A 23,599-nucleotide genomic window follows, 5' to 3' on the forward strand; every position below is an offset into this window, starting at 1 on the left:
GAGCAATCGCCTTATCTGTGCGCAGTACCAAGCGACTGCGCCGCTTGCAAGGCCTGAAGTAAAGCCGCGCGCGTCAGCAAAGTGCAATACGCAGGCGTGCCGTTTTCAAAACGCCAACCTTGTGCCAAGTCGCCAACATCCACGCAGTCCAAACCGACTGCATTAACCAAGCCTGCGACCACGCTTTTCGCCGCCGCATCGTCACCCGCCATAGGAATTGCCACCCGTGTTGCTGTTCCTGCCGGCGCGGCCACTGCGGCGATGTCTACCATGCGGATGGCGTTAAAAGTCTTGACCACGCGCGCCTGCTGAAAATGCGCTTGCACCATGGCGCTGGTTGAATTTAAGCCTTGGTCTAATGCGTAGATGTGACCATCGCGCTCAGGATAGTAATTCATCGCATCAATAACAATTTTATCGGCCAAGACCGCAGCCGGAATGGTCGCAAATACCGTAAACGGCATCGCCAATATCACCACCTCACCGAATTGCGCCGCCTCCACGCTGCTGCCGGCCAAACAGCCCAAAGTCAAACGCAGGCTGAACAAACTCTCAGGTGCGCGCGAATTGCTCAACATCACCTCATGCCCTGCCGCCACCAAGCGCTCAGCCAAAATGCGACCCACATAACCTGCGCCCAAAATCCCGATTTTCATGTTGTATCCTCAATGTGTTTTGATGCAAGCAGTTTAATTCAGCGTAGATTTATGATAAATAAGCTGACAATAACAACACTAACAACTGTGAGTGGTGAATCATGGAAAAATTGCACAGCATGGCCGTGTTTGTCAAAACCGTGGAATTGGGCAGTTTTTCCGCCACTGCCGAAGCTCTGAATCTGTCGCCACAAATGGTGGCCAAACACATCGCCAGTTTGGAAGCGCAATTGGCGAACAAATTAATCCACCGCACCACCCGCCGCCACAGCCTCACCGATGTTGGCCGCGCCTATTACCAGCGCTGCAAACAAATTTTATTGGACATAGAAGCGGCCGATGCCATGGCCAGCGACATGTTGGTGCAGCCCAAAGGCGTGCTCAAGGTCAGCGCACCGCTCACATTTGGGGTGTTTTCCCTGCCCAATTTCATCAGCCAATTTTTGGCGCGTTATCCCGAGGTCAGCATCAATTTATCGCTGAACGACCGCTTTATCGACCCCTTGGTGGAAGACATCGAAGTGATGATACGCATTGGTGATTTGGGCAATTCGGGTTTAATTGCGCGGCGCTTGGCGGATGAGCAATTGCTGATTTGCGCCGCCCCCAGTTATTTGCACCAGCGCCCTGAGCCGATGACGCCCGCCGATTTGAGCACACATGAATGCCTGATTTTCGGCCAATCGTCCTTGCCCACGCCAACGTATTGGCAGTTTCAACACCAAGGCAAGAGTATCTCGCAATTGGTACAAGGGCGTTTGCGCAGCAACAGCGGCTCGTGTTTGATACAGGCCGCATTATCCGGCATAGGCATCATGCTGGCACCGGCACGCATGGTCGCGCCAGCCATCGCCGATGGGCGCTTGGTCCAGTTATTACCGCAATACTGCAATCCTGCCAAACCCATGCACGTGCTATACCCTGCTTCACACCAACCCACAGCCAAGGTCAGCGCATTTGTGAATGCTTTGTTGGAAAGCTTTGGCGACACGCCAAGCTTGTAAAGCAGCACCGCAGTGGTTAAAAGTGATGACAGTGTACATGCGCAGCCCGACACGGGCACTGAAAACCGACACCATCAACACCGAATCCATATTGCTAACTGACAGAATCATCGCCACCACTGCCAACACCTTAAACAAAGCGGCCTGTAAACGTGTTTGCACATTTACAGGCCGCTTATGGCATATATGGCCATGCATGCAGACTGGCGCTGTAGATGTTGACCCTAAACCACCATCAACATTGCCATCTGCATTACATCACCAACACTGTGGGCTTACCAATCCATGCGGTCTAACACATGGTGCATTTGCACGATTTGCAACAAATTCTGTTTGACCTTAGCGCCTTGGGCATTGGTCAATACCGTATCGCCGCGCTGCAATAACAAGGCTTGGCTTTGCTTTTGGTAGGCAAACGTCCACACCGTGTCACCACAATTGTGCGGTTCGCAAAACGTGCCAACGCTGACGGTTTGATTGGTTTCAAACGTCTTAATCGGCGTCACCACCATATTACCCGACTTAAAACCCGACAAAATCCAATCATCGGCCAAGCCGTTTTCACCCAATACTGCCAAAATATTGATTTTCAAAGCAGGCGTGGCTTTCAACACCGCATCGACATACGGCTCACCGGCGCGCTTTTCCAAAGCCGCGGGCAAAGTGCTCTCGGCCCACGCCGCTTGCAGGCAGGCCAATAAGGCCATGCACATCATGGTTTTTTTCATATGGATTCCCTTTAATGATTTCTTTGGCTGGTTTCTTTTGGATTGTTGCAATACATACAAATGCGGCCTGTAAACCGATTTCTGTAGTTTACAGGCCGCCTCATACATTCATGGCACAGGCTTAACCATAGCGTTTTTGGAATTCGCCCATGAAGTCGATTAAGGCTTCCACGCCTTGCAATGGCATGGCGTTGTAAATGCTGGCACGCATGCCGCCCATGGTTTTGTAGCCTTTGAGCAAACGCAAGCCGCGGGTGGTCGATTCTTGTGCGAACAATTTGTCCAATTCTGGTGTTGGCGCATGGAAGACCACGTTCATTTGCGAACGCGCGCGCGCGGCCACTTTATTGGTGTAGAAACCGCCACTGCCGTCTATGGCTTCGTACAATTTTTTCGCTTTTAAGGCATTGATGGTTTGCATCGAAGCCACGCCGCCTTGCGATTGCAACCAACGGAACACCAAGCCTGAGATGTAAATCGGGTAAGTCGCTGGCGTGTTGTACATGCCTTGGCGCTCCACATGCGATTTGTAATTCCACACGTCTGGGATGCGGTCAGAACAGCGATCCAACAAATCTTCACGAATGATGACGATGGTGGCGCCTGATGGGCCAATGTTTTTTTGCGCACCGGCGTAAATCAAACCAAAGTCGGCGACATTGATCGGACGTGACAAGATTTCGCTCGACATGTCGCACACCATAGGCGGCAATTGGTTGGCAAATGGCTTAGGCACGTCGCGGTATTGCAAGCCGTGCACGGTTTCGTTAATCACATAGTGCACGAAAGCCGAATCTGGGCTCACATCCCAAGTAGAAGGATCGGGTAAGTCGGTGTAATCGTATAACTCACCACCATGCGCGGCCAAATGAATCTTGGTATCCGACAATTTGCCCATTTGATTGTGGGCGATGCGACTCCAGTTACCTGTTACCACTGAATCAACGCGTTTGAAACCATTGGCAAGGTTCATTACCACCATATTGAACTGGGCGCTGGCGCCGCCTTGTAAGAACAATACTTTATAGTTATTGGGAATGTTCATCAGTTGACGCAAGTCTTGTTCGGCGTGATAGAGAATACTCATAAACACGTCGGAACGGTGACTCATGGTCATCACTGAAAAACCGGTGCCGTTGTAATCGAACATCTCTGATTGCGCTTGACGCAATACTGATTCTGGTAAAACAGCAGGGCCTGCAGAAAAATTGTAAATAATGGGCATGGTCATGGTGAATCGGCCTTTATTTGGCTTGGTTGGCAAAACTTTGGCGCCGCCCTCACGGGTGTAACGTCACACTTTTCTCTCCACCCCAACAATTTGGTGATTTATTCTCAGAAATCATCAAAAAATAGGAGTTTATGGATTCTAGTGCGTTGCAACATTAGAGGCAAGCCAAAGTTTGTGTGATTTTCTGTGCTAAAAATGCCTTAATACTTTCTTTTCCCACTTAAAACGGGTAAAATCAGTACGTTTTTCAATTTCGAGAAATGGGCTTCAGCCCATTTTTTTATTTGTGGGAGCCAAATGGACGTCCAAACCATATTAGACAAAACCTTACCTGGTTTAGGTTATGAGTTGGTTGATTTCGAATTAACCGCCCAAGGGGACTTGCGAGTTTTCATCGACAGCCCAAACGGCATTACTGTGGAAGATTGTGCCACAGTCAGCAACCACTTGAGCCGAGTGTTTTTGGTTGAAGACATCGATTACAAACGCTTGGAAATTTCCAGCCCAGGTCTAGACCGCCCGTTGAAAAAGGCCAAAGACTTTGCGCGCTTTAATGGTCAGCTGACCAAATTAAAAACACGCTTGCCAGTCGACAATCAAAAAAACTTCTTGGGTCGCATCATCGCCAGCAATGACGACAGCGTGACTTTGGCTTTTGACGGCAAAGAAGTAACCATCCAATTAAGCAATATCGATAAGGCTCGATTGAAGCCAGAATTTTAATCCATCGGAAAAACACGTTTGGAGAAAACAAAAAATGAGCAAAGAAATATTAACTTTAGTCGATGCCTTGGCCAGTGAAAAAAACGTAGACCGCGAAATCGTGTTCAGTGCACTGGAATTCGCCTTGGCCACTGCGGCAAAAAAACGCTTTGAACAAGACCACATTGATGTGCGCACTGAAATCAACCGTGAGTCAGGGGAATACCAAAACTACCGTCGTTGGTTAATCGTTAAAGACGAAGACTATACCTACCCCGATACCGAAATGACTGAGGAAGAAATCGAAGAGAAATTCCCAGGCATGCATTTGGATGCGGGCGAGTATTACGAAGAAAAAATTGAAAACGTTGAGTTTGGCCGCATCGGTGCACAAACCGCCAAGCAAGTAATTTTGCAACGCATCCGCGATGCCGAGCGCGAACAAATCTTGAACGAGTTTTTGCAACGCCGCGAAAACCTGATTTACGGCACGGTAAAACGTGTTGAACGTCACGGTGCAGTTATTGAAATCGGTCGTTTAGAGGCTTTGTTGCCACGCGATCAAATGATTCCTAAAGAAAACTTGCGCACCGGCGACCGCGTGCGTGCGTACTTGAAAGAAGTGGCACAACAAGGCAACCGTCCTGTAGTCATTTTGACCCGTACTTCAGGCGAGTTTCTGGCCAAATTGTTTGAGATTGAAGTCCCTGAAATCGAAAACGACTTGTTGGAAATCAAAGAAGTGGCCCGTGACCCAGGCTTCCGCGCCAAAATTGCGGTAAAAGCCAACGACCCACGCATAGACCCACAAGGCACTTGTATCGGTGTGCGTGGTTCACGTGTGAACGCCGTGACCAATGAATTGGCGGGCGAACGCATAGACGTGGTGTTGTGGTCACCGGATACCGCCCAATTCATCATCAATGCTTTGTCACCTGCTGACGTGACCCGCATCTTGATTGATGAAGACCGTCACACCGTTGATGTGGTGGTGGCCGAAGACCAATTGGCATTGGCCATTGGCCGTGGTGGTCAAAACGTGCGTTTGGCGGCTGAGTTGACTGGCTGGAGCCTCAACATCATGACGGTTGAAGAAGCCGACGAGCGCCACCAAGCCCAAGATTCGCAAACCCGTGCGTATTTTGAAGAGCATTTGAACATAGACAGCGAAGTGGCTGAAATCTTGGTACAAGAAGGCTTTGTGACCTTGGAAGAAGTGGCTTATGTTCCGATTCATGAATTGCTCGAAATCGACGGCTTTGACGAAGAGCTGGTAAACCAATTGCGCAACCGTGCTCGCGACGCCATTTTGACTTTGGCGATTGAATCTGAAGAGCAATTGGAAAAAATAGACGATGATTTGAAATCAGTAGCAGGCATAGACCAAGACATGTTGCGCGATTTGGCCCAACATGGCATCACCAGCCGCGATGATTTGGCCGAATTGTCGGTGGATGAATTAATTGAAATCACTGGTGTAGACACCGATGCTGCGAAATCCATCATCATGGATGCAAGATCGCACTGGTTCACCGAAGAAGGAGGTGCGAATGAGTAATACGACTGTTGAACAATTTGCTTTAGAACGCAGTATGCCAGCCGAACGCTTGTTAGAACAATTGCGTGCAGCAGGTGTGAGCAAACACTCTACCGCCGATGTTTTGAGCACTGAAGACAAACAAAAATTATTGGCGTATTTGAAACAATCTCATGGTGAGACCGAAGGTCAAAAAATCACCGTGAGCCGCAAGCAAAACAGCTCAGTCAAAACCGCCGCAGGAACTGTGCAAGTGCAAACCCGCCGTCGTCGCAGCATCCAAATCGACGACGCTGTTGCCAGCGAAGCCCCTGTTGCCGAAGTGGCAGCGACCGAAGCCCCTGTTGCAGCTGCAGCAGAGCCTGAAGCGGTTGCAGCTGTGGCTGCAGCACCAGTTGAGGCTGTTGCCAACGACGACGCAGAAGCACGCCGCGCCGCTGCCAAAGCCAAGGCCGAAGCCGAAGCCGAACGCATTGCCCGCGCCAAAAACAAACAAGCCACTCCTCCTAAAGCTGAAGTGGCACCCGAAGCTGTGGCCGTTACTGCGGCTGCAGAAGCACCCGCCACACCAACCCCAGCTGAACCAGTTGCGGCCGTCGTGACCCCTACCGAGGCTCCCAAAGCCGAGGCTGCGCCACAAGCCACTGCTGCGCCAGTTAAAGAAGTTAAACAGGAAGCCACAGAAGAAGTGTCAATCGAAACTGCCAGTCCAAGTCCAAGCAAAGCCTCTAAACCAGCCGCTCCTGTAGCAGCCCCTTCAGCACCTGTGAATGTGATTTCTGCTGAAGAACAAGCTGCTCGCGATGCCGAAGCCAAACGCGCTTCTGCTTTGCGCGCTCACCAAGAAGCTTTGTTGCGTGAAAAACAAGAGCGTCAAGCGCGTCGTGAAGCGGCCAAATTGCAAGCCCAACAAGAAGCGTTGGCGCAAAAACAGCAAAAAGAAAACCGCTCAGCCAGCCCTTCTGCCAAAAAAACAGAAGCTAACCAAGCCAAAGCCACTGCCGCAGCCAAACCTGCCGCTCAAGGCAGTGCTGACAAACCAGCTGAGAAAAAAGCCGTGGTGGCACGTACCAATGCGGACAAACCTGCACGTACTGGTCACCAACAGCCGCAAAATGAAGACAACCGCGGTGGCAAACCGAAGTCTAAATTAAAAGGCCGCGGTGAAAGCCAACGCGACGACAACAAATGGCGCTCAGGTAAAAAAGGCAAAAAAAGCGGTCGTCACCAAGTTGAAATTGACAACCAACACACCTTCCAAGCCCCTACCGAGCCTGTGGTACACGAAGTCTTGGTGCCTGAAACCATTACCGTGGCCGAATTGGCACACAAAATGGCCATCAAAGCCGTTGAAGTGATCAAAGCCTTAATGAAAATGGGCTCTATGGTTACCATTAACCAAGTGTTGGACCAAGAAACCGCCATTATCGTGGTGGAAGAATTGGGTCACATTGCCAAAGCAGCCGAGCCAGATGATCCAGATGCATTCTTGATGGACGGCGAAACCTCACATGCCTCAGAAGCCGAAGCCTTGCCTCGCGCCCCTGTGGTGACGGTAATGGGTCACGTTGACCATGGTAAAACCTCTTTGCTCGACTCGATTCGTAAAGCCAAAGTGGTGGACGGCGAAGCCGGCGGCATTACCCAACACATCGGTGCCTACCATGTGAAAACCGCTCGCGGTATGGTGACCTTCTTAGACACCCCAGGTCACGAGGCGTTTACCGCCATGCGTGCCCGTGGTGCCAAAGCCACCGACATCGTGATTTTGGTGGTGGCAGCCGACGACGGCGTGATGCCACAAACCATCGAAGCGATTAACCATGCCAAAGCGGCTGGTGTGCCTATGGTGGTGGCGGTGAACAAGATCGATAAAGAAGCGGCCAACCCTGAGAAAATTCGCCAAGAATTGAGCATCCACGGTGTGAACCCAGATGCTTGGGGCGGTGACACTCAGTTTGTCGACATTTCTGCCAAAAAAGGCATCAACATCGACGGTTTGCTCGAAGCGGTATTGCTTGAAGCCGAAGTATTGGAATTGACTGCGCCGGTTGACGCACCTGCCAAAGGCATCATCGTGGAAGCGCGCTTGGACAAAGGCCGTGGTGCGGTGGCAACCTTATTGGTGCAATCAGGTACTTTGCGCAAAGGCGACATGCTGCTTGCCGGTTCTGTGTTCGGTAAAATCCGTGCCATGACCGACGAAGATGGCAAAACCATTAACGAAGCTGGTCCATCAATTCCAGTGGAAATCTTGGGCTTGTCGGATGTGCCTAACGCTGGTGAAGACGCGATTGTGTTGGCCGATGAGAAAAAAGCGCGTGAAATCGCCTTGTTCCGTCAAGGCAAATACCGCGACGTGCGCTTGGCCAAACAACAAGCGGCCAAATTGGAAAACCTGTTTGCCAATATGGGCGAAGGCGAAGTACAACGCTTGTCTGTCATCATCAAAGCCGACGTACAAGGTTCTTACGAAGCCTTGGCTGGCAGCTTGCGCAAATTGTCTACCGACGAAGTGCAAGTGGATGTGTTGCACAGTGGCGTAGGTGGCATTAACGAATCTGATGTGAACTTGGCGATTGCTTCTAACGCCACCATCATTGGCTTTAACACCCGCGCCGATGCTGCAGCACGCAAATTGGCCGAGTCTGAAGGCATTGATTTGCGTTACTACAACATCATTTACGATGCCATCGACGATGTGAAAGCAGCGATGAGCGGCATGTTGGCACCAGAGAAGAAAGAACAAGTCATCGGTACTGCCGAGATTCGTCAAGTCATCACGGTGTCCAAAGTCGGCAATATTGCTGGCTGTATGGTGACCGATGGCGTGGTGAAACGCGACGCTTCTGCCCGCTTGATTCGCAACCACGTGGTCATCCACACTGGCCCACTCGACTCGTTGAAACGCTTCAAAGACGACGTGAAAGAAGTGAAACAAGGTTACGAATGTGGTTTGATGCTCAAAGGCTATAATGAAATCGTCGAAGGCGATACCTTGGAATTCTTCGAGATTGTTGAAGTCGCACGCAGCTTGTAAGCATTTAAGCGGCCTGTAAACATAAGCTGTCTGGACGCTTAGGCCTCTGGACAGCTTTTATATTAGGAAACACAACATGAAAAAACAACAGCGAGGCTATGCCCGTCAAGACCGCGTGCAAGAACAAATCATGCGCGACTTGGCCGAATTGACCCGTACCGGCTTGAAAGACCCGCGCGCTGGTTTCATCACCATCACCGAAGTCGAGCTCACGCGCGACTACAGCCACGCCACCGTGTGGTATACCGTGATGGACGAGAAAACCCGCGAAGTCACCGCCGAAGCCTTGGACAATGCCAAAGGCCATTTGCGTTCGGAATTGGCCAAACGCATCAAAGTGTTCAAAACCCCAGAATTGCATTTTGAATACGACGAATCCATCGAGCGCGGCATGAACATCTCCAGCCTCATCGACCAAGCCAATAGCGAAAAACCGGTACAAGATTAATCACATGCTGCTCATCAGCATGCTTTAAACTGAGTTTTAAATATTTACAGGCCGCTTAGATACTTTCTAAGCGGCCTGTAAATATCTATCCTAATCAAAATCTAACTAAGCTCCCTAACTTACTATATATTTCAAAATATAAAGTTGCATGTATGGAGTAATATTCTTAGTCTACAATGTTTTAACCGCATATATAACATTGGGCAAATTTTTTTATTTATAAAGTTATTATATTTCATTAAATTGACATAAAATTCGCTATATACAACTCTTTCAATAAAGATACTGAAAACATTATAGGGTAAGTTTTATATGCATATTTTTGAAATCTCTGACTCTCAAGCTTTAAGCTTGCTTAATTTGGAAGAAAACTATCTCAATGATGTAAAAGCAAAGGAGATTAAGCCCAGTAAGCTTTCTGAAACTGTTTCTGCTTTTGCAAATGCAGCTGGTGGTGATTTATATATTGGGATAAAAGAAAATCAAAGCCAAAGCTTAAATAATTGGGATGGATTCACTACTAGAGAACAGGCAAATGAAATAATTCATGTTCTACAAAAAGCACATTCTTTTGGTAATCATTTGAAATTTGAGTTTTTAGCAAATAATAATTATCAAGGCTATATCTTGCACATTACTGTCAGCAAAGTTAAAGACATTGTTAAATCCTCTTCAGGTGAAGTTTTTATACGTTCCAACGCTGGAAAAATAAAGATATCTACCGATGAAGAGCTTGCTAAATTAAAGCTAGATAAAGGAATTGTTTCATTTGAAAATGAATGGGTTGATATCAATATTCGATTAATTGAACAAAGCAATTCAATTAATAAGTTTATACATAATGTAATACCACATTCTGAACCAAGAAAATATCTATTAAATCAGGATATTATTAGGGATGAAAAATGTAAAGTTGCCGGAATATTACTATTTACCGATGAACCACCTATTTATTTACCCAAAAGGTCAAGTGTAAAAATTATGCGGTATAAGACTTCATCAGATGACATTGGTCGAGAGTTTTTAGACAGCGACCCATTAACTGTGGAAGCCGATATATATAATTTAATTTATAATTCAGTGGAGAAAACTAAAAGCATAATACAAGGCATAAAAAAACTGGGAGAAAAAGAACTAGAATCTATTGCATATCCAGAAGAAGCATTGCATGAGGTTATCACTAATGCTGTTCTACACCGAGATTATAGTATCGCACAAGATGTTCAAATTAGAATATTTGATAATCGAGTTGAAATTGAAAGCCCAGGAAAGTTGCCAGGACATGTAACTGTTTCAAATATCCTTGATACCCAATCTGCAAGAAACCCTACCTTAGTCAGATTAATTAATAAATTCCCTAGTCCTCCAAATAAAGACGTTGGTGAAGGATTAAATACTGCATTTAGAGCAATGGAACAATTACGGCTTAAAGCTCCTATAATTACGGAAAAAGATAACTCTGTACTTGTTATTATTAAGCATGAAATGCTCGGTTCACCTGAAGAAATTGTACTAGAATATTTATCAAAAAATGAAGAAATTACAAATTCAATAGCAAGAGGTATCACAGGTATAAAAAGTGAAAATACAATGAAAAATGTTTTTTTACGATTGAAAAAAAGAAATTTACTCGAACCCAACCCAGATAAAAAAGGTTCTAAGTCCACATGGCGGAAACCTAAAAAATAACGTGCAACAAATTTTATAACTCCGTAGTAGTCTCTTTAAGGTACCTCTGTGGTGTAAGACATGAAAATTGTACACAAATTAGCAATGCCACTGTTTGTCATTGTTTTAACAATCAGACAAACATGATTTCATCTGCTAAATCCCTCCCAGCACAGAAAGCCGCCCATGTATGTAGGCAGTACCGATGCACAGCGTCCCGAGCGATTTGTGGTGTTGGAGCGAGCTGATGCTGCCGCGGCCTTGCTTGATTTTGTGCATGAGCATGACTGCCACAACTTCATCTTGGATGGGCAGCTGTGCGAGGTGTCGCTTTGGACGCAGCCTGAATACGAAAGTGTTTTTGCCAAAGCCGATACCGTGCATGTGGCACATGTGGATTTTGCCAACAATCAAGCCATCGCGGTGTTGCAAGCGAGTCGGCGTTTGGAATTCAAACACTGTCGTTTTCTGGGCAAGCAAGCACTGGATTGGCGGCAGTTCTCGCGCTTGCAAACGCTATTCGTGCCGTATAACCGCCATTTTGAACACCTGTTTGCGCATCCGCTGCTGCACACCTTGTTTGTCGACAACTTCAATCAAGCCGATTTCATCTTTCCCGCCAATTCCAGCTTGCGGACTTTATCAATTACGCGCAGCAAGCCTTGTGCTTGGCACAGCTTAAGCGGCTTTAGCGCGCTAGAAGCACTGTATTTAAGCGACATCCCCAGCCTCACCGACCTCTCATGGCTGCCACAACTGCCAGCCTTACAAGAAATCGAGTTGCACCATTGCAAAAACACGCTGCAGTTATTGCCGACTTTGGCACAGCTGCCCAAGCTGCAACACCTGTGGCTCAGCCGCATGGGCGCGCTAGAGAGCTTAAAACCATTGCAAGCCTTAAACGAACTGCGGGAATTGACCATAGAATCCGGCGGCAAACTCGCCGACCGTGATGTGGCCTTCTTAAAACAGATGCCTTGTTTACAAGACTACAGCATAGAAATGGCCAATTTTGCTTACAGCCCAGCCTGTATCGATTGATAGCAAGATAATGCAAGACTACATGATGACCAAGTTTACAGGCCGCTTTTTCTGTTCTTAAGCGGCCTGTAAACGCTGTTTATGACTGATTTGTACATGATTCAGCTGTTTATGATTGAGCTTTATGATGCAAACGCCATTCACGCCACTTTTTGGCCAAAGCCAATAGCGACAAGGCCAGCACTGCCCACACACCCCAGCGGTGTTCGTACAGCCACAAATAGCCTTTTTCATCCCATGTCAGCGTAGACCACAGCTGCGATGCGCCAGCACAAGCATTCATGTTTGGAATTTGGCCTTGCTGGGCCATCAGCAACACTTGGCTGCCCACTGCCAGTGAAAAACTGAAATCATCAAACGTCCGCAGTGGCCCTTCTAACTTATGGGTTTGCACATAGGGCACACTGCTCGCATCGCCTTTATACTGCCATAGCACCCGAAAGTCATTTTGATACACCTGCGTATTGTCGGCGGCTTTAGCACCGATGGGCGTGACCTTGGTAATCTGCACCAACATCACCGTATCGGCGGCACTGACGCGCTCGTGCAAACTGGCCGATTCACACACCGTGGCTTGAGCTTGACCGCCCAGCAGCATACACATCATCAAAGCGAGCATCCATGTCTTGACTGGTTTTTTGTATTTTGTTTTCCACATCATTGAGTCCATCCGTGTTGTTTCATTGACCCATATAAGTACGACATCTGCACACGCCATCACCAACATCACTGATGCAGACAGGATTGAGCCACCTGTCCATAAGCAGCCAACAGCTTAGCCACGCTCGGCCGCCTTCATCTGCACGCCCATCTTAGCGGCCTGTAAACTCACCCAACGCAATGTGCTTGGGAGTGCTTGCATTCGGTGGTAAACTCTGCCCCATTCTAGACACTGTTAACACCTGCATGACCTCAGCCAAACTTCCCAAACGCCGCATCAGCGGTGTGTTGCTTTTGGACAAACCCAAAGGCAAATCCAGCAACATCGCCTTACAAATCAGCAAACGCCTGTTTCAAGCCGAAAAAGGTGGCCATACCGGCATTTTAGATCCCTTGGCCACAGGCTTATTGCCGGTGTGTTTTGGCGAAGCGACCAAATACGCGCAATACTTGCTCGACTCCGACAAGGCTTATATTGCCGATTTGCAATTGGGCGTAGAAACCACCACTGGCGACGTTGAAGGCGAGGAATCGTCACGCACCGATGCGCGCATCAATGCGGCACAGTTTCAGGCCGCTTGTGTGGCGTTCACGCGCACGTATGAGCAAATGCCACCGATGTTTTCGGCTTTAAAACACAATGGCAAGGCTTTGTATGAGTACGCGCGGCAAGGCATCAATATCGAGCGCAAACGCCGCACCATCACCATTTTCAGCATAGCAGTGTTGGCATTTGACGAGGCCGCACAAACCGCGCAAATCGCGGTTTCGTGTTCCAAAGGCACTTACATTCGCACCTTGGCCGAAGACATCGCCCGCGAGGCTGGCACTTTGGCGCATTTGACCGATTTGCGCCGCACCGCCACCGCCGGTTTCAGCATCGCCCACAGCCACACTATTGAGGCCTTGGAAGCGCTGGAATTGGACGGACGTGATGGCTTATTGCTGCCATGTGAGGCTTTAGTGGCACATTTACCTGCGATTACACTGGCAGACGCGGAAATTGTTCGTTTAAGGTATGGGCAACAGGTGCAAACTTCCGTGAATTATGGAATAATGGCGGCCTTACGGGTGTATGACGTGCAGCAGACGTTTATCGGTTTGGTGGAAGCCTTGCCTGAACAACGTTTAAAAGCCTTGCGCTTGATGAGCACGAATTAAACACGTATTCGGAGGTAGTAAGGGTCTCGGCTCTGCTGTCTTGTCGGGTTTGAATACCCATTTTATATTTTGGAGCATTACAAATGGCATTAACCGTAGAACAAAAAGCACAAATCGTTAAAGATTTCCAACGCAAAGAAGGCGATACTGGTTCAAGCGAAGTACAAATTGCTTTGTTGACTTTCCGTATCAATGATTTGACTCCTCACTTCAAAGCCAACTTGAAAGACCACCACAGCCGTCGTGGTTTGTTGAAAATGGTTAGCCAACGTCGTCGCTTGTTAAGCTACTTGCGCCGTACTGACGCGGTAACTTACCGCGACGTGATTACCCGTTTGGGCTTGCGTAAATAAGTTAAGCTTTACCTTAAAGTCGCAGCAGACGCTGCGACTTTGTTCTATCTAGAATGGTTTTTTATTAATCTGGGATGCGATTCTGAATAACTAACCATGCACATTGGTATTTTGCTGTGTGTGCATCATTAGTGATTCAGGTCGGTATCCAAATCTCTTAAAGGAAGTTCATGTTTAACAAACACGTTAAATCTTTCCAATACGGCAACCAAACCGTGACCATTGAAACCGGCGAAATCGCACGCCAAGCCACTGCAGCGGTGAAAGTTGCCATGGGCGACACCGTGGTATTGGTGTCTGTGGTTGCGGCCAGCAAAATCAAAGAAGGCCAAGACTTCTTCCCATTGACTGTGGATTACTTTGAACGCACGTATGCGGCCGGTAAAATCCCTGGTGGCTTCTTCAAACGCGAAGGCAAACAATCTGAAAAAGAAATTTTGACCAGCCGTTTGATCGACCGTCCAATTCGTCCTTTATTCCCAGAAGGCTTCTACAACGACATCCAAATCATCGCGATGGTGGTGTCTGTAGACCCTGAAATCGATTCTGACATCCCTGCCATGATTGGTGCTTCTGCTGCTTTGGTATTGAGCGGTGTGCCTTTTGCTGGCCCTATCGGCGCGGCTCGCGTCGGTTATGTGAATGGCGATTACGTGTTGAACCCTACCAAAACCCAATTGACCGAAAGCCAATTGGACTTGGTAGTAGCCGGTACATCTAAAGCCGTATTGATGGTGGAATCTGAAGCCAAAGAATTGTCTGAAGCGGTGATGTTGGGCGCGGTGGTTTATGGTCACGACCAAATGCAAACCGTGATTACTGCCATCAACGAATTGGCTGACGAAGTGAACCCAGCGGTATGGGAATGGACTGCGCCAGTAGAAAATGTGGAATTGAAAGCCAAAGTCACTGGTTTGGCTGGCGTGCAAATCGCTGAAGCCTTCAAAATCCGTTCTAAACAAGAACGCACGGCCAAATTGAACGAAGCTTGGGCAGTGGTTGAAGCGGCTTTGATTACTGAAGAAACCGCCACTTTGGAAGTGAACGAAATTCGCACCATCTTCAAACATTTGGAAGCCGAAATCGTGCGCGGTCAAATCTTGGATGGTCAACCTCGCATCGACGGTCGCGATACCCGCACCGTGCGTCCTATCGACATCCAAACCAATGTGTTGCCACGCACCCACGGTTCGGCTTTGTTCACCCGCGGTGAAACCCAAGCCTTGGCCACTGCCACTTTGGGCACGCAACGCGATGAGCAAATCATTGATGCTTTGAGCGGCGAATACACCGACCGCTTCATCATGCATTACAACTTCCCTCCGTACTCTACTGGTGAAGTGGGCCGTGTGGGTATTCCGAAACGCCGCGAAATCGGTCACGGTCGTTTGGCCAAACGTGCGTTGATTGCCGTATTGCCAGCACAAGAAGATTTCAACTACACCATGCGCGTGGTGTCTGAAATCACCGAATCTAACGGTTCATCTTCTATGGCTTCTGTGTGTGGTGGTTGCCTGTCATTGTTGTCTGCAGGCGTGCCTTTGAAAGCACACGTGGCTGGTATCGCCATGGGCTTGATTTTGGAAGGCTCTAAATTTGCGGTCTTGACCGACATCTTGGGCGACGAAGACCACTTGGGCGACATGGACTTTAAAGTGGCCGGTACCGAAAACGGTGTCACTGCTTTGCAAATGGACATCAAAATCCAAGGCATTACCAAAGAAATCATGCACATCGCTTTGGAACAAGCCAAAGAAGGCCGCGCGCACATCTTGGGCTTGATGAAAGAAGCGGTTGAAGGTCCTCAAGAGATGTCTACACACGCACCGCGTTTGTACACCTTGAAAATCAACCAAGACAAAATCCGCGATGTGATTGGCAAAGGTGGTGAAACCATCCGTGGCATCATCAAAGAAACCGGCACCGAAATCAACATTGAAGACGACGGTACTGTTGTCATCGCTGCAACCACGGCCGAAGCCGGCGAAGCCGCGAAAAAACGCATCGAAGAAATCACTGCGGAAGTGGAAGTGGGCAAAACCTACGCTGGTACCGTATTGAAAATCTTGGACAACAATGTTGGCGCCATCGTGTCTGTGATGCCTGGCAAAGACGGCTTGGTACACATCAGCCAAATCGCGCACGAACGCGTGAAAAACGTGTCTGACTACTTGCAAGTGGGTCAAACCGTGAACGTGAAAGCCTTGGAAGTGGACGACCGCGGTCGCGTGCGTTTGTCTATCAAAGCTTTGTTGGAAAAACCTGAGGCAGAAGCCAAAGAGCCAGCAGCAGAATAAGCGGCCTGTAAGGTCACAAAATGCAACCGCCTGAGAAATCAGGCGGTTTTTTCATGGCCGCGTATGCAAACTGATGGGTTGTTTGCTAGACTGCTTGCACCAAACCTCAAACCGACTGTCATACGACTCAGCCTAAGGAGCACGCCATGTGGTCTTACCGTTACTACCTCTATCTTGCCTTACTCGGCCTCATCAGCGCTTGTTCCACTCCCGTCATGCGCGACAGCAAAACCAATGTCAGCGAGGAGATGAGCAGCAGCCGCGCCGACAGCAGCGCACGCAGCCAAACCGCCGCCGCATCAGAACGCTTGGGCACGCAATGGGGCGACGATGTGACTTCGCATGTGAGCAGCGTCGACCTGCGCCGCGTCAGTTCTGCGCCGATTGCCGAAGCCAGCTTGCGTTATGCCGACAAATCCTATGGCGGCCGCAGCATCAACAGCATGTCTTTGGCCGCCGGCAAAGTGGAGCTCAGCGTTGAAAGCGACCGCGGCCGTGGCCTGCCGCTGTACCGCGATGGCAGCCAATACTATTTGAAAGGCGAAGCGGGTCAAGCCTATCGCTTGGTCTACCGCAACAACAGCAACAACACCTATGAAATCGTTGCCAGTGTCGACGGTTTGGACGTGTTAAACGGCAGCCGCGCCTCGCGCTATAACAACGGCTATGTGTTGCGCCCGAAACAGCGCTTGGTGATAGAGGGCTTTCGCAAAAGCAACAGCGCCGTCGCCTCATTCATCTTCAGTAAACCAAGCGATGCTTATGCCGCCAACACGCCCAGTGGCTCGATTAACAATACTGGCATCATCGGCACCGCCATTTACGAATTGTACGACCCTAATCAGCGCAAGCGGCCCGTCAGCCGTGGCAATGATGGTTTAGATGCTTTCCCTGCCGACGAAGGCTACGCACCAGCGCCGCGTTAAAGCGGCCGCAACTTTTCAGACCATCTGCACACCAAAGACATCTGCCCAGTACGACAGATGTCTTTTTTTATGGCATTACCACAGCCAGTTCCAAACCAAGCCTATGCGGCCTGTAAGTTGCTTTGACACCTTATCGACTTGTTACAGGCCGCATCCGTTTAGCTGATTCATTACTACCGTGAGGTTTTCCGCATGAACATTACCCCGTATTTGAGTTTCGATGGCCAGTGTGCCGAAGCGATGGCATTTTACGCGCAAGTGTTTCAAGGCCACATCGTGTACCAATCGACGTTTGGTGAAATGCCCGCCGACCCCAACATGCCACCGCTACCCGATACCGCCAAAAACCGCATCATGCATGCGCATCTGCAGTTTGGCAGCAATAACATCATGGCCTCAGACACCATGCCCATCTTGCCCGGCATAGATGCACAAGCCTGTGGCGGTGGCTACCAAAAGCCACAAGGATTGTGGATCTCCATCGGTGTGGACAGCGCCGACGAAGGCCTGCGCGTGTTTGCAGCCTTGGCAGAAGGTGGCAATGTCACCATGCCGTTTGCGGCCACGTTTTGGTCTGAAGGTTTCGGTATGGTCACCGACCGCTATGCCATCCCGTGGATGGTGAATGTGGCCAGCGCTGGCTAATCTCTAAGACAATACCTACACCCATGCAGCTTAGTCATCAGCAATGCGGCCTGTAAACTTTATCCCGTTTACAGGCCGCATTGCTGTGTGTATTGATCAAACTGTGCCTTCATCAAATTGCACTGCCATTCCCTACTCATAACTGAGATGTCGCCAGCCACACTGTTCAAGTCGAAAGCTTCCCACTAAAATACGCGCCGATTGCCAGCCTGCACGGGTTTCATGCCGCAGCACAGTCAGGCAAATACGCGTTTTAAACCCACCATAGTCGCTCTTTGCGCGCCTATGACAACACACAGACAGACCATGATGAAACCACACAACATATTATTCAGCGCCGTGCTCGCACTGTGCTTACCTGCAAGCCACGCCGCCTTGCACCCAGACCAAGCCTTAATCGCCGCCCCACCGATGAGTTTGTTTCAAGGCTGGAACGCGCCAATTGAACCGTTTGAAATTTACCCACAGGTGTATTACGTGGGCACCGACAATTTAAGCTCGATTTTGTTCGATACCGGCAAAGGCTTGGTGCTCATCGACAGCGGCATAGATGCCTCAGCGCCGCAAATCAAGGCCAATATCGCCAAACTCGGTTTTGAAATCAGCGAGGTGAAATACCTGCTCAACAGCCATGCGCGCTTAGACCAAGCCGGCGGTTTTGCCCAACTCAAAGCATGGAGCGGCGCGAAACTGGTGGCCAGCGCCGCCAATGCCGAAATGTTGGCCAACGGTGCGGCCGAAGACTTTGCCTTGGGAGACCAATTGCGCTTTCCACCGGTACAGGCCGACATCATCGTCGGCGATGGCGATGCAATCCGTTTGGGCAAGCTGCGTTTTACCGCCCACCTCACCCCCGGTCATCTGCCCGGCGCCACCTCATGGAGTACCGAAGTCGGCAGTCTGTGGCACAAACAAAAAGTGGTGTATGCCGACAGTTTGTTCACCGGCGGTTATTCGCTGTTAAACAACAAAAACTACCCGAACATCGTCAGCGACATGCGCCACACCTTTGCCACTTTAAATGGCTTACAGGCCGATATCTTCTTGGCCAACAAAGCCGACCGCTTTCAAATGAAGGCCAAATTGGCCAAACTCAAAGCCGGTGACAAACACGCCTTCATAGACAGAACGGGCTTGCAAACCTATGTCGCCGCCGGTCAACGCGATTTTGAGCAGCAATTGTCACAGCAGCTGCACCCTTCTCACCCTTAAACACATTTGGCAGCCACCGCACCATTGCAGTGGCTGCTGCACTTCAATTAATACGCCACTGCCTACCTGCCCTCAAATCGCCGTACTTGGATGCATGGCGTCCTTCTCAACCGCCACAGCATGCCCCGCTTTTATGGTGACTTCCATCAGCTGTGCCGGTTGTCCGCATTGCCCTTAAACCTCCCAGTTGCCATACCGTTCTCATGCTCCCGATGCGACTTAAGCCCAAGCACGGCTGAATGGAGTTAAGCGTGCGCAATAGCGCACAGCCAGATAAAACGTTTGTGTCAAATTTCGGCTTTTTTTGTCAGTTAAACCCATAAAGCATGGGTTATTTGAATGTAAATTGACTGAACATACGAAATCATCTTGAAAATTGCCCGAAAATTAACCAATTTCTATGCAGTTTTCACCGAAATTAAACAGCGCTTTTTTGTGATTTTGACAAGACATGCTAGATTCAAATCGTTACACAAAATCCAAATATCATAATTACTGTAACAAGGAGAAACCTATGGAGAGCTTGAAAAACCTGTTTGACACCTTAGGCGGCTGGGTTTGGGGTCCGTATATGCTGGTTTTATTGGTCGGTACGGGCGTGTATTTGACCATCCGTTTGATGGGCATACAGTTCACATTATTGCCGTTTGCATTGAAGCAAGCCTTCACCCCGCAAAAGAAAGGCGACGGCGATACCCAAGAAGGCGATATTTCCCACTTTGGCGCATTGATGACGGCACTGTCTGCCACCATAGGCACCGGTAACATTGCCGGCGTGGCCACGGCGGTGGTGGTTGGCGGACCCGGTGCGGTGTTTTGGATGTGGATCACCGCCATTTTTGGTATGGCCACCAAATACGGTGAAGGCGTGTTGGCGGTAAAATACCGGGTGCAAAACAGCAAAGGCGAAATGTCTGGCGGCCCGATGTATTACATAGAACGTGGCATGAAGCAAAAATGGTTGGCAATCTTGTTCGCAGGTTTTGCCACCATTGCCTCGTTTGGCATCGGCAGCTCGGTGCAATCTAACTCGGTTGCCCAATCGATTCATGCCTCTTTTGGCATCGAGGGCTGGATTACCGGTGTGGTCTTGACCGCGTTCACCGCCGTGGTGATTTTGGGGGGCATTAAAAGCATCTCCAAAGTGTCGTCTGTCATCGTGCCTTTTATGGCGGTATTTTATGTACTGGGCGGCCTCATCATCATCTTGTTGAATTTGGATGCCTTATTCCCTGCCTTACAATTGATTTTCTCGGATGCCTTCACCGGCAATGCAGTGGCAGGCGGTGCCTTGGGCACAGTCATCCGCTACGGCGTGGCCCGTGGGGTGTTTTCCAATGAAGCGGGGATGGGTTCGGCGCCAATTGCGGCAGCCGCGGCCAAAACCGATCATCCAGTGCGTCAAGCCTTGGTGTCGATGACTGGTACCTTCTTAGACACCATCGTGGTGTGCAGCATTACCGGCATCGTGTTGGTGATGGGCAATATGTACATGGACGGTGAAACCGGTGCGGCTTTGACCACCCACACGTTTAACAAATTGCTGCCTGGCCCAGGTGGCTGGATCGTCACTTTTGGCTTGATTTTCTTCGCCTATTCTACCATTTTGGGTTGGTGTTATTATGGCGAAAAATGTGCCACCTACCTGTTTGGCGACAAAAGCATCACCGCCTACCGCGTGATTTATGTGGCAACGGTGATGTTAGGCACCGTCGCCAGTCTGGATTTGGTATGGGCAGCAGCGGACACCTTCAACGGTTTGATGGCCATTCCTAACCTGATTGCATTATTGGCCTTGTTGGGTGTCATCATCAAAGAAACCAAAGACTTTAAAGCCAAACGCCAAAGTGGCGAATTGCCTTAAACCACACGGCAATTCAACCACAATATCTTAAATGCAATGATGTTCTTAAAGCGGCCTGTAAACCTGATGATTTGGGTTTACAGGCCGCTTAAGCATTGATACTGCTAATCTATATGCAACATCACCCCACACACCGCGCTATCCAAACGCCCATAAAAAAACCGCCCTTGCCTCAACAAGAGCGGTTTTGCGCTTTTCAGCCTCAACTTACAGCTTGGTGCCTTTGTGCAAGGCCACCACGCCGGCTGTCAAATTGTGGTAGTCCACCAAGTCGAAACCCGCGTCGTACATCATTTGTTGCAAGGTTTCTTGGTCGGGGTGCATGCGGATGGATTCGGCCAAATATTGGTAAGAATCGGCATCTTTGGCGATGACTTTACCGAAAGTCGGCAAGAATTTGAACGAGTAAAAATCGTAGACCGGTGCCAACGGTTTGGCCACTTTGGAGAACTCCAATACCAACAATTGGCCACCCGGTTTTAACACGCGGTACATTTCTTTCAAGGCTTGGTCTTTGTGGGTCATGTTTCTGAGGCCAAACGCCACCGATACCAAGTTGAAGTAATTGTCTGGGAAAGGCAATTTTTCGGCATCGCACAAAGCCACCGGCAACACCGTGCCTTCGTTCAACAAGCGGTCGCGGCCAACGGTCAACATCGAAGAATTGATGTCGGTGAGCCACACTTCGCCTTTGTCGCCAACGCGCTTTTTCCAACCGCGTGACAAATCGCCCGTACCGCCGGCGATGTCCAATACTTTTTCACCTTTGTGCAAACGCGCGGTATTGATGGTGAAATGTTTCCAAACACGGTGCAGGCCGCCCGACATCACGTCGTTCATGATGTCGTATTTCCCCGCAACCGAATGAAATACCTCCGCCACTTTGCCGGCTTTTTCTGTTTCGTCTACGGTTTTGAATCCGAAATGGGTTTGTTTGTCTGTCATGTTTTTGCTTCTTCCAATGCGGCCTGAAAGCCTGATTGTAACCTACTCAGAGGCATTATGCGTCACGAGATGCGCCGGCTGCGGTCAATCTTTGCAAATATTGCTGCCATTTATCGGCTTCGGTTTGCGCCAATTCATGTAAATACGCCCAATCGTACAAACCCGAATCGTGGCCATCGCTGAACACCAGTTTCAAGGCGTAATTGCCGACGGCTTCGACGCCGATGATGCGCACGGCGCGTTTGCCCACTTGCAACACTTCTTGGCCCACACCGTGGCCGCGCACTTCGGCGCTGGGCGAGTATACGCGCAAGTATTCGGCATTTAAGGAAAACTGCGCTTGTTCATAATCCAAATGCAACACGGTTTTGGATTTGTCCAAACGGATGGCTACGGGAATTTGCGTCATGCTCATGCCTTTAAGAAATTAACTTATGCTTTGCGCGTTAACACCATCGCATCGCCATAGCTGAAGAAGCGGTATTGGTGCGCAATCGCGTGTTGGTACAAAGCCATGATTTCATCATAGCCGTGAAACGCCGACACCAACATCATCAATGTCGATTTGGGCAAATGGAAATTGGTAATCAAGCGGTCTATCACCTTGAATTCAAAACCGGGGGTAATGAAGATGTCGGTATCACCTGAGCCGGCCTGTAATTCACCTGACAATGCCGCAGACTCCAAGGCGCGCATGCTGGTGGTGCCCACGCCCCACACTTTTTTACCAGCCGCATGGGCGGTATTGATGGCATCGACCACGCTTTGTGCCACCCAAAAACGCTCAGAATGCATGTGGTGGTCTGCGATATTGTCGACGCGCACCGGCTGAAACGTGCCCGCACCGACGTGTAAAGTCACATAATGGATGCTCACGCCCTTGTCTTGCAAGGCTTGCATCAATTCAGGCGTAAAGTGCAAACCGGCAGTCGGTGCGGCCACGGCGCCGTCGTGAGCAGCATAGACAGTTTGGTAACGCTCATCGTCGTCGGCATCATCGGCGCGTTCAATATAAGGTGGCAACGGCATGTGGCCTTGTTCTTCCAATACCTCCCACACGGTTTTGTCACCGGGGAAATCGAGCACAAACAGCTCGCCTTTGCGCTCGCGCATGATGGCTTGCTCGTCGCCAAACAACAATACCGCATTTTGTTTCGGTGATTTGGAAGAACGGATGTGTGCCCACACTTCGTGGTCGTTGATGACGCGCTCAACCAATACCTCAATTTTGCCGCCACTTTGTTTTTGACCAAACAAACGTGCTTTGATGACTTTGGTGTCATTCATCACCAACACGTCACCGGCCTCAAAAAATTGACTTATGTCAGCAAAATGCAAATCTTGTAATGCCTGTTGTTGCCACGCTGCCAAGAGGCGGCTGCTGCCACGAACCTCGGGAGGATGCTGTGCTATCAGGCTTTCTGGGAGTTCAAAATCAAAATCATTAATGTGCATGGTCACTGCTTTAAAACAACAAAGGG

21 protein-coding genes are annotated in these 23,599 nt (G+C 49.4%); 14 read left to right on the forward strand and 7 right to left on the reverse strand.

Annotated features, from left to right (window positions below; genetic code table 11):
* Positions 1 to 11: 11 nt before the first annotated feature.
* On the reverse strand, positions 12 to 656 hold the full coding sequence (locus tag BN3003_RS13260; protein WP_058357137.1) for an NADPH-dependent F420 reductase: 645 nt from the start codon (positions 654 to 656) through the stop codon (positions 12 to 14).
* Positions 657 to 757: 101 nt separating this feature from the next.
* Between BN3003_RS13260 and BN3003_RS13265 the strand changes: the two genes are divergently transcribed.
* The gene (locus BN3003_RS13265; protein WP_058357138.1) at positions 758 to 1,660 is read left to right on the forward strand and encodes a LysR family transcriptional regulator; all 903 of its coding nucleotides are present in this window, start codon (positions 758 to 760) and stop codon (positions 1,658 to 1,660) included.
* 275 nt (positions 1,661 to 1,935) lie between these two features.
* Here the strand turns inward: BN3003_RS13265 and BN3003_RS13270 are convergent, their stop codons facing one another.
* Complete coding sequence (locus BN3003_RS13270; RefSeq protein ID WP_058357139.1) at positions 1,936 to 2,388, reverse strand: hypothetical protein; 453 nt, start codon at positions 2,386 to 2,388, stop codon at positions 1,936 to 1,938.
* Between the two features lie 121 nt (positions 2,389 to 2,509).
* Positions 2,510 to 3,619 (reverse strand): phosphoserine transaminase, encoded by a 1,110-nt coding sequence (gene serC / locus BN3003_RS13275; RefSeq protein ID WP_058357140.1) that lies wholly within the window; start codon positions 3,617 to 3,619, stop codon positions 2,510 to 2,512.
* 297 nt (positions 3,620 to 3,916) lie between these two features.
* Between serC and rimP the strand changes: the two genes are divergently transcribed.
* From rimP to BN3003_RS13305, 6 genes are all read left to right on the forward strand, one after another.
* Positions 3,917 to 4,342: a ribosome maturation factor RimP gene (gene rimP, locus BN3003_RS13280; protein ID WP_058357141.1), complete on the forward strand. Its 426-nt coding sequence runs from the start codon at positions 3,917 to 3,919 to the stop codon at positions 4,340 to 4,342.
* Between the two features lie 34 nt (positions 4,343 to 4,376).
* On the forward strand, positions 4,377 to 5,879 hold the full coding sequence (gene nusA / locus BN3003_RS13285) for a transcription termination factor NusA (RefSeq protein WP_058357142.1): 1,503 nt from the start codon (positions 4,377 to 4,379) through the stop codon (positions 5,877 to 5,879).
* Positions 5,872 to 8,898 (forward strand): translation initiation factor IF-2, encoded by a 3,027-nt coding sequence (gene infB, locus BN3003_RS13290; protein WP_058357143.1) that lies wholly within the window; start codon positions 5,872 to 5,874, stop codon positions 8,896 to 8,898. The genes nusA and infB overlap by 8 nt, the downstream gene beginning before the upstream one ends.
* A 76-nt stretch (positions 8,899 to 8,974) precedes the next feature.
* Positions 8,975 to 9,346, forward strand: a complete 372-nt coding sequence (gene rbfA, locus BN3003_RS13295) for a 30S ribosome-binding factor RbfA (RefSeq protein WP_058357144.1) — start codon at positions 8,975 to 8,977, stop codon at positions 9,344 to 9,346.
* A gap of 312 nt (positions 9,347 to 9,658) precedes the next feature.
* The gene (locus BN3003_RS13300) at positions 9,659 to 11,035 is read left to right on the forward strand and encodes an ATP-binding protein (protein ID WP_082625669.1); all 1,377 of its coding nucleotides are present in this window, start codon (positions 9,659 to 9,661) and stop codon (positions 11,033 to 11,035) included.
* A gap of 165 nt (positions 11,036 to 11,200) precedes the next feature.
* On the forward strand, positions 11,201 to 12,055 hold the full coding sequence (locus tag BN3003_RS13305) for a leucine-rich repeat domain-containing protein (protein WP_058357145.1): 855 nt from the start codon (positions 11,201 to 11,203) through the stop codon (positions 12,053 to 12,055).
* Between the two features lie 109 nt (positions 12,056 to 12,164).
* Here BN3003_RS13305 and BN3003_RS13310 read toward each other — a convergent pair whose 3' ends face one another.
* Positions 12,165 to 12,716, reverse strand: coding sequence for a hypothetical protein (locus BN3003_RS13310; RefSeq protein WP_147645441.1), 552 nt, complete (start codon positions 12,714 to 12,716; stop codon positions 12,165 to 12,167).
* A 245-nt stretch (positions 12,717 to 12,961) separates the two neighbouring features.
* On the opposite strand from BN3003_RS13310, the gene truB reads away from it, so the two are divergent.
* From truB to BN3003_RS13345, 7 genes are all read left to right on the forward strand, one after another.
* Positions 12,962 to 13,876, forward strand: a complete 915-nt coding sequence (gene truB, locus BN3003_RS13315; RefSeq protein ID WP_058357147.1) for a tRNA pseudouridine(55) synthase TruB — start codon at positions 12,962 to 12,964, stop codon at positions 13,874 to 13,876.
* A gap of 83 nt (positions 13,877 to 13,959) precedes the next feature.
* Positions 13,960 to 14,229 carry a 30S ribosomal protein S15 gene (gene rpsO, locus BN3003_RS13320; RefSeq protein ID WP_058357148.1) on the forward strand — a complete coding sequence of 90 codons (270 nt, stop codon included), beginning with the start codon at positions 13,960 to 13,962 and terminating at the stop codon, positions 14,227 to 14,229.
* 170 nt (positions 14,230 to 14,399) lie between these two features.
* Complete coding sequence (pnp, locus tag BN3003_RS13325) at positions 14,400 to 16,526, forward strand: polyribonucleotide nucleotidyltransferase (RefSeq protein ID WP_058357149.1); 2,127 nt, start codon at positions 14,400 to 14,402, stop codon at positions 16,524 to 16,526.
* A gap of 146 nt (positions 16,527 to 16,672) precedes the next feature.
* The gene (locus BN3003_RS13330) at positions 16,673 to 17,452 is read left to right on the forward strand and encodes a hypothetical protein (protein WP_058357150.1); all 780 of its coding nucleotides are present in this window, start codon (positions 16,673 to 16,675) and stop codon (positions 17,450 to 17,452) included.
* A gap of 192 nt (positions 17,453 to 17,644) precedes the next feature.
* Positions 17,645 to 18,097 (forward strand): VOC family protein, encoded by a 453-nt coding sequence (locus BN3003_RS13335; RefSeq protein WP_058357151.1) that lies wholly within the window; start codon positions 17,645 to 17,647, stop codon positions 18,095 to 18,097.
* Positions 18,098 to 18,403: 306 nt separating this feature from the next.
* Positions 18,404 to 19,309: an HARLDQ motif MBL-fold protein gene (locus tag BN3003_RS13340; protein WP_199822591.1), complete on the forward strand. Its 906-nt coding sequence runs from the start codon at positions 18,404 to 18,406 to the stop codon at positions 19,307 to 19,309.
* Positions 19,310 to 19,823: 514 nt separating this feature from the next.
* Positions 19,824 to 21,173, forward strand: coding sequence for an alanine/glycine:cation symporter family protein (locus tag BN3003_RS13345; RefSeq protein ID WP_058357152.1), 1,350 nt, complete (start codon positions 19,824 to 19,826; stop codon positions 21,171 to 21,173).
* A gap of 207 nt (positions 21,174 to 21,380) precedes the next feature.
* Here BN3003_RS13345 and ubiE read toward each other — a convergent pair whose 3' ends face one another.
* Genes ubiE through queA form a run of 3 tightly spaced genes read right to left on the reverse strand, consistent with a single transcriptional unit; the run spans position 21,381 to position 23,573 of the window.
* Positions 21,381 to 22,118: a bifunctional demethylmenaquinone methyltransferase/2-methoxy-6-polyprenyl-1,4-benzoquinol methylase UbiE gene (ubiE, locus tag BN3003_RS13350; protein WP_058357153.1), complete on the reverse strand. Its 738-nt coding sequence runs from the start codon at positions 22,116 to 22,118 to the stop codon at positions 21,381 to 21,383.
* Positions 22,119 to 22,173: 55 nt separating this feature from the next.
* A complete protein-coding gene (locus tag BN3003_RS13355) occupies positions 22,174 to 22,527 on the reverse strand; it encodes a gamma-butyrobetaine hydroxylase family protein (protein WP_058357154.1) in 354 nt (117 codons plus the stop codon).
* 23 nt (positions 22,528 to 22,550) lie between these two features.
* Positions 22,551 to 23,573 carry a tRNA preQ1(34) S-adenosylmethionine ribosyltransferase-isomerase QueA gene (queA, locus tag BN3003_RS13360; protein WP_058357155.1) on the reverse strand — a complete coding sequence of 341 codons (1,023 nt, stop codon included), beginning with the start codon at positions 23,571 to 23,573 and terminating at the stop codon, positions 22,551 to 22,553.
* Positions 23,574 to 23,599: the final 26 nt, after the last annotated feature.

The sequence above is a fragment of the Vitreoscilla massiliensis genome (genome assembly GCF_001457815.1).
Taxonomy (GTDB): domain Bacteria; phylum Pseudomonadota; class Gammaproteobacteria; order Burkholderiales; family Neisseriaceae; genus Vitreoscilla; species Vitreoscilla massiliensis.